This window comes from Pseudobdellovibrionaceae bacterium (assembly GCA_015163855.1).
Taxonomy (GTDB): domain Bacteria; phylum Bdellovibrionota; class Bdellovibrionia; order Bdellovibrionales; family UBA1609; genus JAAOIH01.
This window is the reverse complement of record JAAOIK010000049.1, coordinates 13,503-30,561: the sequence shown is the minus strand read 5'-3', so window position 1 is coordinate 30,561 and position 17,059 is coordinate 13,503. Positions and strand designations below refer to the sequence as shown.

The window sequence follows — 17,059 nt, the reverse complement described above, 5'->3', positions numbered from 1 at the left end:
CGGTTACTTTTAATAACGATAATATTCTGGCTTAAATGGCCCTTTTTTATTTAATCCTAAGTATTTTGCTTGCTTGTCGCTTAATGTGCTTAACTTAGCACTCACTTTTTGTAAGTGCAAAAAAGCCACTTCTTCGTCTAAAGTTTTAGGAAGCGTATAAACGCCGACTTTATATTTATCTGTGTTTTTATTTTTCCATAATTCCATTTGTGCTAAAACTTGATTGGTAAAAGAATTACTCATTACAAAAGAGGGGTGCCCTGTGGCACAACCTAAATTCACTAACCGCCCTTTGGCTAACACAATAATTTCTTTTCCATCGCTAAACCTATGAATATCTACTTGCGGTTTAATTTCGCGCATCTTTGTGTTGCTGTTTAACCAAGCCATGTCAATTTCAATATCAAAGTGTCCAATATTGCACACAATACTTCCCGGCTTCATAACTTCAAAATGTTTAGCGGTAATAATGTCACAACAACCTGTAGTGGTAACAAAAATATCGGCTCGCCCCGCAACATCTTCCATAGTTGTTACTTCAAAGCCTTCCATAGAAGCTTGCAATGCACAAATAGGGTCAATTTCTGTAATCACCACTCTAGCCCCATAACTACGCATAGAACTTGCACAACCCTTTCCTACATCACCATAACCTGCAATTACAATTAACTTTCCCGCCAACATAACATCAGTGGCTCGCTTAATGCCGTCGGCCAAAGATTCGCGACAGCCATATAAATTATCAAATTTAGATTTAGTAACAGAATCATTTACATTAATTGCAGGACATTTTAATTGTTTTTCTGCGTGCAGTTTATATAAGTTATGCACTCCCGTGGTGGTTTCTTCAGATAAACCAATAATATTATTCATTATCGAAGCAAAGCGTTCTTCATGCATCATATTAGTTAAGTCGCCGCCATCATCTAAAATTAAATTAAAACCCTCTTTGCCCCACTCGGTAACCGTCTGTTCAATACACCAATTAAACTCCTCTTCGGTTTCTCCCTTCCATGCAAAAATGGGAATGCCTGCTTGGGCTACGGCCACAGCAGCATGGTCTTGCGTAGAATAAATATTACAAGAACTCCACCTTAACTCGGCCCCCAACTGCACCAAAGTTTCCATCAGCACTGCCGTTTGCACTGTCATATGTAAACAACCAGAAATGCGAGCTCCAGCCAAAGGTTTACTAGTGCCATAGCGGTTTCGTAAACTCATTAAACCTGGCATTTCGGTTTCGGCAATAGTAATTTCCTCTCTTCCCCACTTAGCCAATTTATCAAAAATGGCTTTATCTTCCATGGCCTCTTTGCAAACTTTATAATCTCTTTTTACTTTAGAGTGGCTCATTATGTATGATGGTGTATTTTTTTCTGTGGAGTTTTGTAGCACTTTATGTTCCTGGATAATGTTTTTTTACAAAGCCTATTTAAACCTCTAGAAAAAGCCTGCACTTTGCTGCGTCCCTTTTGGGGCTGAACGGTTTTTGCCAGAGGTTTAAATAGGCTCTGTAAAAAATATTAGTACTGTTTTTTGAGGTTGGCAAAATAAAAAAATTAAATTTGCGTTAAAATTTCGTAACCGGTGTCGGTAATAAGAAGTGTGTGCTCAAATTGAGCAGATAAGGTTTTATCTCCTGTTAAATAATATTTAATTTCAGAATTAGAAATAGAAACCTCTTTTATAGGGGTTGCCGTTTCGTTAATCATCGGTTCTACGGTAATGCAGGTCCACGGTTTTAACTGTGCCCCCTTTCCCTTTTTTCCAAATGAAGGAACAAAAGGATCATCGTGAAATTTTCGGCCGATACCGTGGCCTCCTATTTCTTTTACTACAAAGTACCCGTTTCGAGTTACATATTTGTTAACAGCAAAGCCTATGTCTCCCGTGCTGCTTTTTCCAGAGACTTGTTCAATGCCTTTGTTCATAGCTTCGTAGGCACACTGAGTAATTTTTTTAGCAGATTCACTAACATTACCTACAAAAAAAGTTTTGGAACTGTCGCCAAAAAATCCATTTACAATACAAGTAACATCGATATTAACAATATCACCTTCTTTTAAAGCACTGTCATCAGGAACGCCATGACAAATACAATCATTAACCGAAGTGCATATAGATTTAGGAAACCCGTGATAATTTAATGGAGCAGGTATTGCCCCTTTGGACAAAGTGTAATCATAAGCCAATTGATCTAGCTCGTTGGTAGTTACCCCAGATTTAACATAGGGCTCTAGATACAATAAAAGCTGAGCAGTTAATTGCCCAGCTTTTTCCATAGATTTAATATCACTTGCCTGTGATAAAGTCATAAAACCTAGCTTAAATGTTTACTAATAATTTTAGCCATGTCGAACATAGAAACTTCTGCTTTTTTAAACAAAGGTTTTAATTTTGCATCAGCAATAATGTTACGACGATTTTTAGGGTTTTGTAAGTTGTACTTTTTAATATAAACCCACATTTTTTTAACCACTTCTGTTCTTGGTAAAGGACTTGTCCCAACAATTGCCGCTAAAATGGCACTAGGAGTCATAGCTTTCATAAAAGCCGGATTAGGCTTTCTTTTTGTTTTTGTTTTTTTCTTTTTAACTACTTTCTTTTTTTTAACTACTTTCTTTTTTTTAGTAACTTTTTTCTTCTTAGTTACTTTTTTCTTTTTAGTAACTTTTTTCTTTTTAGTTACTTTCTTTTTCTTAACAACCTTCTTCTTTCTAGTAACTTTCTTTTTTTTAGTTACTTTTCTCTTAACTACTTTCTTTTTTGCCACTCTCTTTTTAGTTACTTTTTTCTTCTTTTTTACTGCCATATTGGCCTCCTTATTTTACCTAAAAACTAGGTTCTTTTATAATCATACAAAATTTATACCCTTTGTCCAAAGAAATTTTTTATTTTTATTTTTGAGGATTTAACATATTTTTAGGATTTACTATTTTATCAAATTCTTCACCCGATAAAAACTGTAATTCTACGCTTGCTTGCCTTAAAGTAAGGCCTTTTTTATGGGCTAGTTTTGCAATTTGTGCCGCTTTATCATAGCCAATGTGAGGGTTCAAACTAGTTACTAACATCAAAGATTTTTTTAAATACTCTGCAGAAACCTCCTCACAAACCTCTAAACCTTCCACACACTTGTTTTGAAAGCTTTTCATAGAGTCCGATAAAAGACGAATAGAGTTTAATAAATTAAACACAATCAAGGGCTTAAAAACATTTAACTGCAAATTACCAGAAGCTCCTCCAATAGAAATAGCGGTATCATTTCCCATTACCTGAGCACAAACCATGGTCATAGCTTCACACTGGGTGGGGTTTACTTTACCTGGCATAATGGAACTTCCTGGCTCGTTGACGGGCAATTGCAATTCGCCCAACCCACACCGAGGGCCACTACCTAACCAGCGAATGTCGTTGGCTAACTTCATTAATGCGCAAGCCAGTTTTTTTAACACACCACTTAACTCCACCTCGGCATCGTGAGAGGCCAACAAGGCGAATTTATTTTTTCCACTAACAAAATTTAATTTTGTCTCTTTGTTAATAAATTTAATAGCTGTTTCGGCAAAATCAGGGTGCGTGTTTAACCCCGTTCCCACAGCTGTGCCACCCAATGCCAATTCTTTTAAAAAAGGCAAAACCTGTTTTATACTTTTTTCCACCTGATCTAGTTGATAAACAAAAGCGGAAAACTCTTGCCCCACCGTTAAAGGGGTGGCATCCATTAAATGCGTTCTTCCCACCTTAATAATATTTTGAAATGCTTTTTGTTTTTTTTCTAAACCTAGTTTTAAATCACTTAAAGAGAGCAACAGTACTGATTCCATTTGCTCTACAATAGCCATTCTCATCGCTGTGGGAAAAGTATCGTTAGAAGACTGAGCCTTATTAACATCATCATTGGGGTGAATGCTTTTAGAGCCCATCTTTCCATCTTTTAAAAAACTAGCACGATTAGCAATAAATTCGTTGGCGTTCATGTTGGTTTGCGTACCACTTCCTGTTTGCCAAACTACTAAAGGAAACTGATCGTTCCACTCTCCTTTAATCACTTCGTCTGCAGCCTTTACAATAAACTCTAGCTTAGTAGAATCTAGTAAGCCCAATTTTTCATTAGCCAAGGCCGCCGATTTTTTTAAAATTCCAAAGGCACGAATCATTTCTTCGGGAAAGCGATCTTTTCCAATTTTAAAATTTTCTATAGATCGTTGCGTTTGGGCGCCCCAATACTTGTCTTTAGGTACTTTTACCTCTCCCAAACTATCGGTTTCTATTCGGTATTCTTTGTTGCTCATTTTTTTCCTCCACTAATTACTCTCATACAATTAACAACACTTTATCCGCATTTACAAAAAATACATCTACTTTTAAACAAAGGTGCTTCCTTGCCCACCTTTTTTGCACAAAAATCGAAAGTGTTTTTTTAAAACGGGCTGTATAGATAAACGCATTCCTTTTTTTAACAATAACATTCCGTCTAAACTTTTTAAAAGTTTTAAACTTGCCAAAGGCAAATCTTGTTTAAAGTGTGCAACATACTCTAGCTCTATACAGTGCCAGCGAGGATTTTCTGCCGTAGATTTTGGATCATAATACACCGACTTTTTATCAAAAGAGGTAATGTCTGCAATGGCTTTCCCCGACACTTTTGCCAGCCCCACAACCGCCGATGGTTTAGCATTAGAGTGGTAAAACAAAACTCCATCCCCAACACTCATATTTTTTTTCATGTAGTTACGCGCTTGATAATTACGAACACCTTCCCATCGTGTTTTTTTATCTTTTTTTAATGCATCTAGAGAGTAACTAGATGGTTCTGATTTCATTAACCAATAGCGCATAACTAGTATATATAAAGACTTTTACCCTTGACAACAAGTGAAAAAATGCCGACTGTTTTCTCCGTATGCCAAGTAAAAGACCACAAGACGAATTAGGTTGGATTATTGCTGCAGGTATCGTAGGAGCTGATATTGGCACCTCGATATTTTATAGCACAGGTATTCTTTTTCCCATCGTGGGTTATTACGCCCCTTTGTTTGTATTAAGCTGTTGCCTAATGATGTGGCTCTTTAAAAAAACTTACGAAGAAGGTTTAGCCATGAGCCCCTACAATGGCGGAGCCTACTCTATGATTTTAAGAAGTGTAGGTCGGCGAGGAGCTGTGTTTGCAGGGGCCCTTACCTTTGTGTCCTACCTTGCCACTGCGGCCGTAAGCGCTCTTTCTGGTAGCTTTTATTTATCTTCTTTATTCCCCAACCTAACCGCTGTGCACATTGTATTGCTTTCTTTTATTCCCATTATAGGTTTTGGACTGCTAAACACCAAAGGTATAAAAGAACCAGCGAAACTAGTAACCTTAATTGCTGGTTTACATTTTTTACTACTTATTATCATTGCTATTTGGGGAGGAACTTTTTTAATTACTAACTGGAGCAGCCTTAGTTTTGAACGCTTTACTTCACCCACAATAAGTTTATCTTTTAGTACCTTTATGTACGGGTTTGCCTCTGCCTTTTTAGGAATTACCGGCTTTGAGTCGGCTGCACAAATTGTAGAAGAATTAAAAACCCCCACGCTGGTTACGGTACATAAATTATATAAGACCGTAATTATTTTAGTAAGTGTTACCGCCCCCGCCATTTCTTTTTTATGTTTAATTTTACTAAGTCCCTTAGAAATTCAAAATAATATAAATTATCTTCTTTCGGGCCTTGCCATGAAATTAGGGGGAAAATCTTTACTCACTGTGATTGTTGTCGATGCCACACTAACTTTATATGCTGCAGTAAATACTGCTTTTGTGGGCTTTATTGGACTTGTAAAAACCATGGCTAAACAAGGAAATTTACCAGAAAAACTTTTGTGGAGAGTCGCTCACATTTATCCTAAAATTAAAGGTTATCCATTAATTGCCCTACCTTTTGCAGTAATAGCCTTAACCATGTCTGCCTTAGTAGCTGGCGAAGTGGGAGTTTTAGCTAAAGTTTACGAAGTGGCCTTTTTAGGAGTAATGGTTAGCTTTTGTATTGGAGTTATTTTATTAAGAAATCAACCTTTAAAAAAAGGTACTCCAACAAAATACTTATCTAATTTACTGTTTGTATTTAAAGATAAAAAAATTCCACTGGTGCCTTTGTTTTCTGGGTTAGTATTAGCTCTTGCAAGTGCTACTTTAATAGCTCGCGCTCATGCAGGCCCACTTTTGATGTTAGTATTTTTACTAGCCCTTACCTTGCTATTAATGGCTTACTACCGTTGGGGCTTATTAGAAAGTCGCCTAGAGCGCCGAAGTGATTTACGCCTTGGCCTGGGAAAATTTAAAAACCAACTCGAACTTCCCAAAGAACTTCCTCATTACATTTTATGTACAGGAAGTATTCGAGGACAATGGCTTATTAACAGAACTTTAAAACATATTTTAAAACATGACAAAAATTCTTTTGAGCTTGTAATTTTTCACGCAGAAGAAGGCAAAGACTCCGAGGGGTTTTTCTTTGAACAAATTCAAAGAATTGTTTCTCAGCAAGTTGCCCCTCTATATACTCAAGACATAATATTAACTGTTAAAGTATTGCCAGGAACTCTATCCGAAGGCTTACACACTTTGCACAAACAACATAACTTTAAAAAAGTAATTATAGGTATGTGGCATTACCTAGAAGGTAAAAATGTTCGCGACTGGGTTGCTGACCTTGCTACGGATGTAGATGTACCTGCCATCAGTGTAGATGATTTTTTAAAAGACACGCACTTAACTTAAACCATTATAAAAAAGGAATTTATGTCTATAGTTTTATACAGTACCGATTACTGCCCATTTTGTATTCGCGCAAAAAAATTGTTAAAATCTAAAAATTTAGACTTTAAAGAAGTTAATCTTTCTTCTAATGCAGAAGAACTTACAAAGCTAAAACAAAGAACGGGAATGCAAACTGTTCCGCAAATTTTTATTCATGATAAATTAATTGGCGGATTTCAAGAGTTATACGAACTAGAGCAAAGTGCCAAGTTAGACGCGCTTGTAAACACGCCCTCTAATTAAAATTTAATATTGTTATTTAAGTATTCAAATTTTTGAGAAACTTCTTCTATCGAAACTTTTCTTTGATAATAATAATAATAGCAAGGCTCATTAAATGAAGGTTTATTCTTTGGGTTTAATTTATACTTCTTATCCCCTTTAGTTAAAATAGGCAGCCCTTTTTCTTTAATTAATAGATCTTTACAAAATAAACCCAAAGAAGAAGTTTCTTCTAAATTATTAAATGAACTGCTGGTAAAATCGTCGTCATTATCGCTATTAGAAAAATTCCAGTCCTCTGTAGATGCTTTAGAACTAACACCATTAGATGAAAAAGTATAATCTAAATTACTGCCACCTAAGTAGGGCAAAAACAATGCACAACTATGCAGAAGTTCTCGCTTTTCTTTTTTATGAGAAGAAGCCTTATAGCGCCTTACCAATCCCTTTAAGTGCAACTTCATGGGTGGCAAAAATACTTTTAAAAAAGAAGACTGAATATCTGCCATTAAAGACAAGTTAGAACTCCCTGCAAAATTAGGCTGAATTAATCTGTCTTGATATTTTTTATATAAATTAGCTAGTACATTAAATTTAGAAAATTTTAAAGCCACTTTTTGATCTTGCAATAAATAATATCTAGCTATGGATTCAAAATAGTTAGCAAACTTTCCCTCAATAAAAGAAATATATAACACCCCACCAGAACGGCCATTATTAGAAATAGTAGCTAGGGTTTCGTAAGTGTTTTGCGCCTCTTGTAAAAATAAGGCTTGTGTATGCTTTCTAGCATTTAATAAGCGGCGCAAAGGTTTTACAATTTTTAAAATGTCTTGAGCAAATAATCGTAAAGGACTTTTTAAAAAAAACTTGCTGTACAAACTAAATTGATTAAGCAATTTGCTTAAAGAATATTCCTGATAGTCAGGGTCGCCTTTGTAAACCTCTTGTTCGCTTAGTAAGGTATATAGACTTTGTAAGCTAGGAAAAGCTCTAACTTGAATGTTTAATCGCCTCTGCTTTTTTAAAGTATTAATCAACGCAGGAACAATAATCTCTTTTATAAACTCGCTTATTTCTGAAGCTTGAGTTAAAGTGTGCGCTCGACAAGCTGTTTGATTAGTAGACCATTTAACAGACCTTGTACAAGTGTTACTAACTTCCAAACCTAAAGAACTGCTGCTTAAAAAGTAGCGATGATACCAAGTAGACCATTTTAATTGATTTAAATCATAAGAGCTCCACACACCAACGACACCTCCAACAGGAAAGCCCTCTTTTTTTAAAGCGTCTAGGTAAAATTTATTTTTTAAAGGTGGGTTTTTAGGCTCTAAATCTAACTTAGAAAAAATGGATTGCAAAGTTACTATTTCAGTTAAAGCGTCAAAGGTTTCTGGAGAATTAAATAATCTTTCTACCTCTTCAATTAAATTAAAAATTCTATAACTGTGCCTTTCTAAGTCTCTTAAAATTTTAAAATTTCCTGTTTCATCTAATTTTAAAATGCTTTTTCCAAACTTAGGTAATTGCAATTTACCTAACATATGTTCTTCCTCTAAAAGCGAACAGGTGATTTTTTCAATATTTTTAAAGGCGCATTTATAAGAGGTGTAATAATTAGATGATTGAGTTAACTCTTTTAAACTCACATAAGAGTTTTCATTAATTCTTCCTGCATAAGACACAAAGCGCGATACCAATTGTGCAAATCCTGCAATCAGGGGAGCACTAAAGGCACTGACCCCAGAAGAAACTACTCCAGATAATTGCCCCAATATACCAATGCTTGGCCCCACAATATGAGAGCTAATAGAGGCTGCGCATTTAGGGTGCTTTTCTAAATCCTCTAATAAAGTAGACGACAACTGAAAGCTTTGTAACAAGGCATTAGATTTTTTTCTTTTTTTATTAGATCGAAAAGCTTTTTTTTTTAAAACATTTAATAAAAGAGTGTCATGCCGTCCATCGTATGGTGTGCCATTCAGACTTAAACGCTCTATTTCGGAACGAACCACTCGCTCTTCGCTGATGGCTTGTTGCAAGTCTTCTTCTCGCTCTAACATATAACTTAAATAGGTATCTAAAAAGGCTTTGGAATTACTGTGTAAAGATTGACACTCTTCACGGTTTTCTTCAATTTGGTTTAATACTTTTAAAGAAGCCTCTAAAGAAGCCATCACTTGTTCGTTATCTACAAAACTACATTCTTTAGTTAAGTTAGAATTAAACTGCACTCTCATGTTGGGAATACCTGCCCAAACAGAGTTACTTATAAAAAAAGAAAGTAAAAAACTAATCCACTTCATAATATAAAGAAAGTAACACAAAACTTCTTTTTAACTGAAAGGTTGTATTAAAATGCAAATATTACTTACACAAAAATGTAAAGTCTACAAACAGCCTCTGGACAAAGCTAAAGCGCCAGCTACAGACATATTATAACTAGCATTTGCGGAAACTTGAGGGATTTTTAATAACACATCACAAGTATTTTCTACAGATTTACGAATGCCTCCCGACTCAGAACCTAATACAAAAGCCATATTATTGGCGTAGTTACATTGGTATATGTCTTCTTTAGCTCTATGAGACAAGCCATAAACCCAGTAAGATTTTTCTTTTATTTTTTCTATTAAAAATGGCAATTTAGTGGTAAATACCACGGGAACATATTCGGCCCCACCGCAAGCTACTTTATAAACGGTGGGCGTTAAAGCATTTAAACCCTGATGTTCTGCTACAAAAATAGCTTTAACCCCCATTAACCAAGCCGTACGAATTAAAGCGCCTAAATTATGAGGATCTTCGACTCCATCAATGCACAAAATCATACTTTTTTTACTTTCTTCTGCGTTTTCTAAAGTTTTCCAATCTAACTCAAGACAAGCATTTACTTTCAGCCCCAAGCCTTGGTGATTAAAGCTCATTAAATCTAAAAAAGATTTTTTTACTATCTCTGTAGGAATGTTATGCTTCTCTAATAGTTTTTTTATCTTAACAAATAAAGGATCTTGTTTTGTGCGAGAAATATAAGCTTTTTCTACATTTTTTGGTCTATGTAGTAGGCATTCATAACACGCATGTAAGCCTACCCTGTTTTGTGAAGTAGCAAGTTTTGGTTTTTTCATATAGTTTACTCTTATAAATGGTTAATTCTTGTTACAATATCGGGGTGAGAGTAATGATAAGTAGCATACCATGAATCCGGTGTTAAGGTAGCTGCATTATCTTTACTTAATTTTAATAAAGCCGTTTTTAAATCGCTGGCTGAAGCTTTTTCTTTAGCAAATTGATCGGCTTCAAATTCATTTTTACGGCTAGATAAATTACTAAATGGTGCTAGCCAAAAAGTAAAAACCGACAAGGACAAAGAAAACAGAATTAAAAAATTCCATATAAAAGTACCCTCAACCCCTAAACCTTGGTGAAACCACGCTGCATTTAATAGCTGGCCTAAAATAAAAAAAGCAACAAAGCTAATAGCTACATAACGCAATAAAAATTTTTGAATATGCTTGTGGTGAAAATGCCCTAGTTCATGAGCAAGTACGCTTTCTATCTCTGAAGTGTTTAGCTGTTTTAACAATGTATCGAAAAAAACAATACGCTTTTTTGAACCCAAACCAGAGAGATAAGCATTACCGTGACTGCTTCTTTTAGACCCATCCATTAAAAAAACTCCCCCTCCATTAAATCCACAGCGCTTTAGTAAGTTTAAGATAACGGTTTTTAGTTTTTCATCTTCTAAGGGAGTAAATGTGTTAAACAATGGGGCTAAAATAACTGGATAAGCCCATTGCATTAGCACCATAAAACTAACCCAAAATAACCAAGTATAAACCCAAGCATAAGTTCCCATACTTTGTAATAGCCACAAAATTAAAGCAATTAAGGGAAAGCCTATTAAACTTAACAAAAACAATTGTTTAAAAAAATCTAAACAAAATGTTTTTAGCGTAGTTTTATTAAAACCAAACTTTTCCTCTAAAGAAAAGGTTTTAAACAAAGAGAAAGGTAAAGATAATATTATATTTAAACCAACAAAGCTTAAAATCATTAATACAGAAAGATACCAAGCGCTAGTGGCACTTAAAGCAAAGTACTGATTTAATATTGCAAGCCCTCCCGCCTTTGTCCAAAAAAGCAAGATAGCAACCCCCCAAAGTAACTCTACTGAAGATAGTTTTAATTTTGCAATACTGTAACTGGCTGCTTTGGTATGTTCTTGTAAGGTAATTTCTTCTTGAAAGTATTGGGGAACTGTTTTGCTATTTTTTTTTACATAACGAAATTGTCTAAAATTTAAATACAGCTCAACAAGGGTGTGTAGAACCAAAGCTATAAGAAAGATGTTAAAAAATTGACTGGCTGTAAATAGGCTTTGCATTTTTCCCTTTTAAGTTAATGGCTTTGTATTCTGCTTTGTTCTGCTTTGTATTCTGCTGTATTCTGCTTTGTATAGACTTACAATCTAAAGTACAGACTTACAATCTAAAATGATAGATTGCAAAATATTTTCGGGATTTTCACTATTATATATTGGCCTACCAATCACCATAGCATTGCTGCCTGCTGATAAGGCCTCTAAGGGAGTTAAAGTTCTGCTTTGATCATCTTCGGCCAATGCATTATGGTTAGAAGTTAAACGAATACCCGGAGTAACAAAAAAAAAGTCGGGATTTAATGGCTTTAAGTATTTTACTTCTTGAGGGGAGCAAACAAAACCATTTAAGCCAGACTGTTTAACTAAAGATGCAAGAGCCTTTACTTTATCTTTAATTGCCCCTTCTTTCCAGTGAGGTAATTGTTGCTCTTCAGAAAAGCTAGTTAAAATACTTACTACTAAAATTTTAAACGGCCTGGACTTATTGGCTTCTTCTTGAAAATTATAAAGTAACGACAAAGCTTCTTTTCCAACAGACGCATGTACAGTAACAAAACTAGCACCTAAACGAAAACTTTCCTTTACCGCAGCTAAAGTTACCGAAGGAATGTCATGAAATTTAAAATCTAAAAATACAGGAGCTATTTCGGATGCTTTTTTTATAAAATCCCAGCCCGCTTGTAAAATAAGTTTAGGGCCAAGCTTTACCCCTCCAATATTATCGTGATGAGCTTGCAAAAACTTCCACGCCTCTTCGGGATCTTTTTTATCTAAAGCTAAAAAAAAAGGATATTTTAATATGGGTTGCATTTTATAATTTTATTTTTTCTAAAATAGTTTTTACTACGGTATTTACAGGAAGCAATTTTTTGTCATGGGTTTTTCTTTCTACCAACTCTACCCCTCCCTCTTTTAAAGACCTTGCTCCAAAAGTTAAACGCAAAGGCATTCCCAATAAGTCGGCATCTTTAAACTTAAAGCCTGGTCGTTCTTTTCGGTCATCTAGTAAAACGCTTACTCCCTCGCTGATTAAAGCTTGATAAACTTCTTCGCAAATTTTACTAACTTGCTCGTCTTTAGGGTCTAGCAAACAAATATGCACTTTATACGGAGCTAAAGCCATTGGCCAAATCATTCCGTCTTCGTCATGAGACTGCTCTACTATGGCTTGCATAAGCCTAGAAACTCCCATGCCATAACAGCCCATTTCCACAGGGCAGGTTTTTCCATTACTGTCTAAAAACTCGGCTTTTAATTTTTCAGAATAGGTTGTTCCTAAATAAAAAATATGCCCCGCTTCAATGCCTCTGTATTCCACTAACTTTCCCTTTCCGTCAGGAGATAAGTCGCCAGCCACTGCCCATCGTAAATCGAAAAATTCTTTGCAAGAAAAATCAGAATGATTAACATTTTGCATGTGATAATCCGTTTTATTAGCGCCCACAGTATAATTAACTAACTCTTCAACAGAAAAATCTGCATAAATTTTTGCCTGACCTTTTAAATTTACTGGTCCACAACTGCCAGGGTTAGCCCCCGTTAATGCTATTACTTCTTTTTCGGACAACAACTCCACCTCGGTGGCCTTTAACAAGTTTTTTAATTTGTAAGGATTAACATCATAATCGCCACGAACTAAAATCACCACTGGTTCTATGCATTCTTGTGTTTCTTTTTTTACTGTTTTTTCTGTTTTAATATTAAAAAATAAAGTTTTTACTAATTGATCTTCTTTTATACTTAAAAACTTTGATAAATCGGCTATGCTTTTTATGTTTGGTGTTTCAACAAGCTTTTGCTTTAATTTTTTCACCTCTTCTTTGTTAAAGTTTTCTTTAAATAATTTTTGTCTTTCTTTAGTAGATAAAGTTTTACAAATTTCACTGTTAGCTGCAAAGTCACTAGCATCAGACACTAAAAGCATATCTTCACCACTGTCTGCCAATAAATGGAACTCATGAGACTGACTTCCTCCAATATCCCCTGTGTCGGCTTGAACAACACGATAAACAACCCCTAATCTGTTAAAAATATTTTGATAGGTTTTGTACATATCGTAATACGATTTTTGAGCTTGCTCTAAATTAATATCAAAGCTGTAAGCGTCTTTCATGATAAATTCTCGACCTCTCATTAAACCAAAGCGAGGGCGAATTTCATCGCGGTATTTAGTTTGAATTTGGTAAAAATTAAGGGGTAAGTTTTTGTAACTTTTAATAAATGGTTTTATATATTCAGTAACCACCTCTTCGTGCGTGGGCCCTAAACAAAATTCTTGCTGTGTACGATTTTTAAATCGCAACATAGTGTCTCCCATTTTATTCCAACGGCCTGTGGTTTTCCATAAATCTGCAGGCTGCACCATTGGCATAAAAATTTCAACCGCGTTTGCTTTTTCCATTTCTTCTCTGATAATGCTTTCTAAATTACGAATAACTTTTAAAGCAAGGTGCCCGTAAACAAAAATTCCTTGGCTTATTTTTTTAATATAGGCAGCCCTTAACAAAAGCTGATGGCTAATTAATTCTGCCTCTGCCGGCACTTCTTTAGTAGTAACAATTCCAATGTTTGTCCAGCGCATACAATTATCCTTAAAGTTATATTATTTGCTTGATGTCTTGAAGATTTAAATTTTGCTTTTTATAAACGATATAAATTTTTTCTATAAAATTTTTTAATTCTTTAATATGAAATTTCCATTGATGATTTAATAAAAAATTTAAAGCCTCTTTATCTAAAAACTTTAACGCACAAGGTTCTTTTTTAGAAAAGTGTGACAAAAAATAAAAAATTAAATCTTGCAAGTCTTCTTTTCTTTCAGATAGCGGTGGCACTTCTATTATTTCTTCAAATGCTTCGTATAGTTTTTTTAAAAATGTTTTTTGCTTTACTTTTTCTTTTAAATTCGATGCCGTGCTAGCCAGTATATGAACATCACTGCTATGTTTTTTATCAGAACCTACAGACTGGTATTGTGAGGTTTTAATAAAATTATATAACTGTTCTTGGGCTTCTAAGTTTAAAAATTCTATATTTCTTAAAAACAAACTGCCTTTATGGGCATAAGATAGTTGTGACCGTTGACCTTCCTCTTCAGAAAAGCGAAAAGCTTTTTCTCGCCCAAAAATCTCTTCTATCTGTAAGTTTTGCGCAGAATGAGCACAAAAGTAAGAAATAAAATCATAAGAAGAACGACCTCCCATATAATGAATGTTTTTTGCTAAAATTTTTTTTCCTAAAGAAGCTTCTCCGTAAATCAATACAGGAGAAGAAGACTTACTAAGCGCTAAAATATTTTTTTTGCAATTTTTTATAAAAGAACTACTTCCTATTAAACTAATATCTTCGCGCAACCTAGATAATAAAAGGTTTTTTTCTTTTTTTTCTTTTTGAAAAATTAAAATCTGTTTGATTAAAATATGTAATTTATCAAAAACCAAAGGTTTTTCTAAAAACCCCCAAGCCCCTACTTTTGTAGCTTGCACTGCGGTTTCGATGGTGCCATGACCTGACATCATAACAACTTCTGCTAAACTGCCTTTAGATTTAATTTCTTTTAAAACATCTAGCCCGTCTAAAGAGCCCGGCATCCAAATATCTAATAAAACAATATCTGGCCGAAAACTAGCACTCAACTTAAGAGCCTCTTCTCCATTAAAAGCGCCTTGTGCCTCGTAACCTTCATCTGCTAATAAATCTAACAAAACTTGCACAATAGAAGGCTCGTCATCTACCACTAAGATTTTTGTTTTCATAATAAAATTACTATAGCGTAATTTTTAAAGTAAACAAATTTATTTTTAAAAAACTTATGCAGGAAAAGTAAGTATTACCTCGGCCCCTTTTGTGGGTAGATTTTTTATACTTACCGACCCTTTATGTTCTGTTAAGATTTTATATACTATGGGAAGGCCCAGCCCTGTTCCAAAGGCTTTATCCGTAACATAAGGTTCAAAAACTCGACTAAGCATGTCTGGTTTAAACCCAGGTCCGTTATCAGAAAAAGTAATCTGCACATTCGCGCCTTTTTGAACCACCCCAATCTTCACCTCTTGGGACTTGGAGGAACTCATGGATTCAATACTATTAGCAATTAAATTTGTAAACACCCTGTTCATTTGTTCTTTGTCAAATAAGCAATCCAAACTGGGCAAGGTGGTATTTAAAGAAAATTTTACCTCGGGGTGAGACTCTGTGCAAAACAAAACCACATCTTTTAGTAAATCTATAATGGAATGTTTTTTTAAATTAGTTTGAGGAAGTCTTGAAAATAACGCAAATTCGTTTACTAAATTTTTTAGTATATTTGTATGCTCTATTATCATTTTAATGCTTTTATTAAACCTTTCGTCATTAAGAGTTTTAGAAAATAATTTATTTAGCCTTTGTGCAGACAAACTAATAGGGGTTAATGGATTTTTTATTTCGTGGGCCATGCGTCTGGCCACCTCTGCCCAAGCCTCTACTCTTTGTCTTTTTAAAGTTTCCGCCTTAGATTTACGAATTTCTTCTGCCATAAATTGAAAGTCTTTTAGCAGTTGCTCAAACTCTTTAGAGGTCGATTTATAGTCTAAAGATCCAAATAAAGACAAATCTTTTTCGTCTAAAATACTTCCTTTAGCAATTTTATGACTAGCTTGGCTTAACAACTCTACAGGAACAGTTAATCGCTTGGCTAAATAAAAACCAAACCAAGTAGCCATAAATATAATAACCAAAACCATTACGATTAAAGTAGAAAAATATATCATTTTAGAAGAGGTAAAAATAAACGATTTTTTATTTAAAACCTTATACACTTCGTCAATATCTTTAGCTTGCGTTAAAAAATGGGTAGAAACAAAAGTCCCCACAGAAAGGACTCTAACTTGGCCCTCTAAAACAAAGGTGGCAAAACTTTCTACAAGGCTTTGCGACCCAAAAACAGACACTTTGCTAAAGTTTTCTCCTCCTACCAAAGGTTTGTTAACTTGTGCTCTAGGTCCGTTTTCTTCAAGCCTTTTCCATTCTTTTTTTGTATACAGCATTACTTTATCTAAAAAATATTGTTTTTTAAAACTCGCCATAAAGTTTGCCATTAATCGATTTTTTTCTTTTTGATTAAGCCTCTTCCATCGACCCTGATGAGATTTTAATTGTTCTTGAAAAACATGGGCCACTTTATAATTGGTACGCTTTACACTATCTTGATAGTAATCCCCTACATTTACTACTTTGGCTAAAGCGTCTGTGATTTTATAATCAAACCATTTACTAAAACTATTATTTAAATAAAATACCGACAAAATAGCTACAATGCCTGTGGGGATAAAGCTAAAAAATATAAATGCAGAAATTAATTTTGTTTTTAAACTTTTTCCAAAGATTTTTGAATAATCTCCAAAAATTTTAGTGAAATTTTTAAAAATCAAAAATCCTAAAAGTAAAAAAATAAGAATATTAAAGTTAATTAGTGATAAAAAAAAGAAAGTGTCGCTAAAAGATAAGCTTCGACTAACTTGTAGTAAATATAACTCTACCCAAGTTAAAAATAAAAAAATACAAAATAAAAAAACAATCGCTTTAATTTCTTTTTTCTTTTTCTTATTATCTTCAAAAAAATAAAAGCGCTTTGTAAAAGGTGTTTGCTTCAAAGTAGTTTAAGATTAAAA

General features: G+C 34.3%; 14 protein-coding genes. 2 read left to right on the top strand and 12 right to left on the bottom strand.

What is annotated here, in order from left to right; translation table 11 throughout:
- Window positions 1-9: 9 nt before the first annotated feature.
- From HAW63_05910 to HAW63_05890, 5 genes are all read right to left on the bottom strand, one after another.
- A complete protein-coding gene (locus HAW63_05910) occupies window positions 10-1,353 on the bottom strand; it encodes an adenosylhomocysteinase (GenBank protein ID MBE8163501.1) in 1,344 nt (447 codons plus the stop codon).
- A gap of 206 nt (window positions 1,354-1,559) precedes the next feature.
- A complete protein-coding gene (gene map / locus HAW63_05905; GenBank protein MBE8163500.1) occupies window positions 1,560-2,315 on the bottom strand; it encodes a type I methionyl aminopeptidase in 756 nt (251 codons plus the stop codon).
- 5 nt (window positions 2,316-2,320) lie between these two features.
- Entirely contained in the window at window positions 2,321-2,812 is a 492-nt protein-coding gene (locus tag HAW63_05900; GenBank protein ID MBE8163499.1) for a hypothetical protein, read from the bottom strand.
- 85 nt (window positions 2,813-2,897) lie between these two features.
- Window positions 2,898-4,295, bottom strand: coding sequence for a class II fumarate hydratase (gene fumC, locus HAW63_05895; GenBank protein MBE8163498.1), 1,398 nt, complete (start codon window positions 4,293-4,295; stop codon window positions 2,898-2,900).
- A gap of 72 nt (window positions 4,296-4,367) precedes the next feature.
- Complete coding sequence (locus HAW63_05890; GenBank protein MBE8163497.1) at window positions 4,368-4,841, bottom strand: EVE domain-containing protein; 474 nt, start codon at window positions 4,839-4,841, stop codon at window positions 4,368-4,370.
- Between the two features lie 65 nt (window positions 4,842-4,906).
- Between HAW63_05890 and HAW63_05885 the strand changes: the two genes are divergently transcribed.
- On the top strand, window positions 4,907-6,763 hold the full coding sequence (locus HAW63_05885) for an APC family permease (GenBank protein ID MBE8163496.1): 1,857 nt from the start codon (window positions 4,907-4,909) through the stop codon (window positions 6,761-6,763).
- Between the two features lie 21 nt (window positions 6,764-6,784).
- Window positions 6,785-7,045 carry a glutaredoxin 3 gene (grxC, locus tag HAW63_05880; protein MBE8163495.1) on the top strand — a complete coding sequence of 87 codons (261 nt, stop codon included), beginning with the start codon at window positions 6,785-6,787 and terminating at the stop codon, window positions 7,043-7,045.
- On the opposite strand, the gene HAW63_05875 is transcribed toward grxC, so the two are convergent.
- The 7 genes from HAW63_05875 to HAW63_05845 form a co-directional block, all read right to left on the bottom strand.
- The gene (locus tag HAW63_05875; protein ID MBE8163494.1) at window positions 7,042-9,330 is read right to left on the bottom strand and encodes a hypothetical protein; all 2,289 of its coding nucleotides are present in this window, start codon (window positions 9,328-9,330) and stop codon (window positions 7,042-7,044) included. The two genes, grxC and HAW63_05875, sit on opposite strands and share 4 nt — an antisense overlap.
- An 84-nt stretch (window positions 9,331-9,414) precedes the next feature.
- Window positions 9,415-10,152, bottom strand: a complete 738-nt coding sequence (gene rlmB / locus HAW63_05870) for a 23S rRNA (guanosine(2251)-2'-O)-methyltransferase RlmB (protein MBE8163493.1) — start codon at window positions 10,150-10,152, stop codon at window positions 9,415-9,417.
- An 11-nt stretch (window positions 10,153-10,163) separates the two neighbouring features.
- On the bottom strand, window positions 10,164-11,411 hold the full coding sequence (locus HAW63_05865; GenBank protein ID MBE8163492.1) for a M48 family metallopeptidase: 1,248 nt from the start codon (window positions 11,409-11,411) through the stop codon (window positions 10,164-10,166).
- 84 nt (window positions 11,412-11,495) lie between these two features.
- Window positions 11,496-12,218, bottom strand: coding sequence for an orotidine-5'-phosphate decarboxylase (gene pyrF / locus HAW63_05860; protein MBE8163491.1), 723 nt, complete (start codon window positions 12,216-12,218; stop codon window positions 11,496-11,498).
- 1 nt (window position 12,219) lies between these two features.
- Window positions 12,220-13,989 carry a proline--tRNA ligase gene (locus HAW63_05855; GenBank protein MBE8163490.1) on the bottom strand — a complete coding sequence of 590 codons (1,770 nt, stop codon included), beginning with the start codon at window positions 13,987-13,989 and terminating at the stop codon, window positions 12,220-12,222.
- Window positions 13,990-14,005: 16 nt separating this feature from the next.
- A complete protein-coding gene (locus HAW63_05850) occupies window positions 14,006-15,163 on the bottom strand; it encodes a sigma-54-dependent Fis family transcriptional regulator (protein MBE8163489.1) in 1,158 nt (385 codons plus the stop codon).
- 54 nt (window positions 15,164-15,217) lie between these two features.
- Entirely contained in the window at window positions 15,218-17,041 is a 1,824-nt protein-coding gene (locus HAW63_05845) for a hypothetical protein (GenBank protein ID MBE8163488.1), read from the bottom strand.
- Between the last annotated feature and the right edge of the window lie 18 nt (window positions 17,042-17,059).

Excerpts from the sequence above, each read along its gene's own strand:
- HAW63_05900 (MBE8163499.1), bottom strand. The coding sequence starts at position 2,812 with ATGGCAGTAAAAAAGAAGAAAAAAGTAACTAAAAAGAGAGTGGCAAAA.
- grxC (MBE8163495.1), top strand. The coding sequence starts at position 6,785 with ATGTCTATAGTTTTATACAGTACCGATTACTGCCCATTTTGTATTCGC.
- map (MBE8163500.1), bottom strand. The coding sequence starts at position 2,315 with ATGACTTTATCACAGGCAAGTGATATTAAATCTATGGAAAAAGCTGGG.
- rlmB (MBE8163493.1), bottom strand. The coding sequence starts at position 10,152 with ATGAAAAAACCAAAACTTGCTACTTCACAAAACAGGGTAGGCTTACAT.
- HAW63_05855 (MBE8163490.1), bottom strand. The coding sequence starts at position 13,989 with ATGCGCTGGACAAACATTGGAATTGTTACTACTAAAGAAGTGCCGGCA.
- HAW63_05885 (MBE8163496.1), top strand. The coding sequence starts at position 4,907 with ATGCCAAGTAAAAGACCACAAGACGAATTAGGTTGGATTATTGCTGCA.
- pyrF (MBE8163491.1), bottom strand. The coding sequence starts at position 12,218 with ATGCAACCCATATTAAAATATCCTTTTTTTTTAGCTTTAGATAAAAAA.
- fumC (MBE8163498.1), bottom strand. The coding sequence starts at position 4,295 with ATGAGCAACAAAGAATACCGAATAGAAACCGATAGTTTGGGAGAGGTA.
- HAW63_05865 (MBE8163492.1), bottom strand. The coding sequence starts at position 11,411 with ATGCAAAGCCTATTTACAGCCAGTCAATTTTTTAACATCTTTCTTATA.
- HAW63_05890 (MBE8163497.1), bottom strand. The coding sequence starts at position 4,841 with ATGCGCTATTGGTTAATGAAATCAGAACCATCTAGTTACTCTCTAGAT.
- HAW63_05910 (MBE8163501.1), bottom strand. The coding sequence starts at position 1,353 with ATGAGCCACTCTAAAGTAAAAAGAGATTATAAAGTTTGCAAAGAGGCC.
- HAW63_05850 (MBE8163489.1), bottom strand. The coding sequence starts at position 15,163 with ATGAAAACAAAAATCTTAGTGGTAGATGACGAGCCTTCTATTGTGCAA.
- HAW63_05875 (MBE8163494.1), bottom strand. The coding sequence starts at position 9,330 with ATGAAGTGGATTAGTTTTTTACTTTCTTTTTTTATAAGTAACTCTGTT.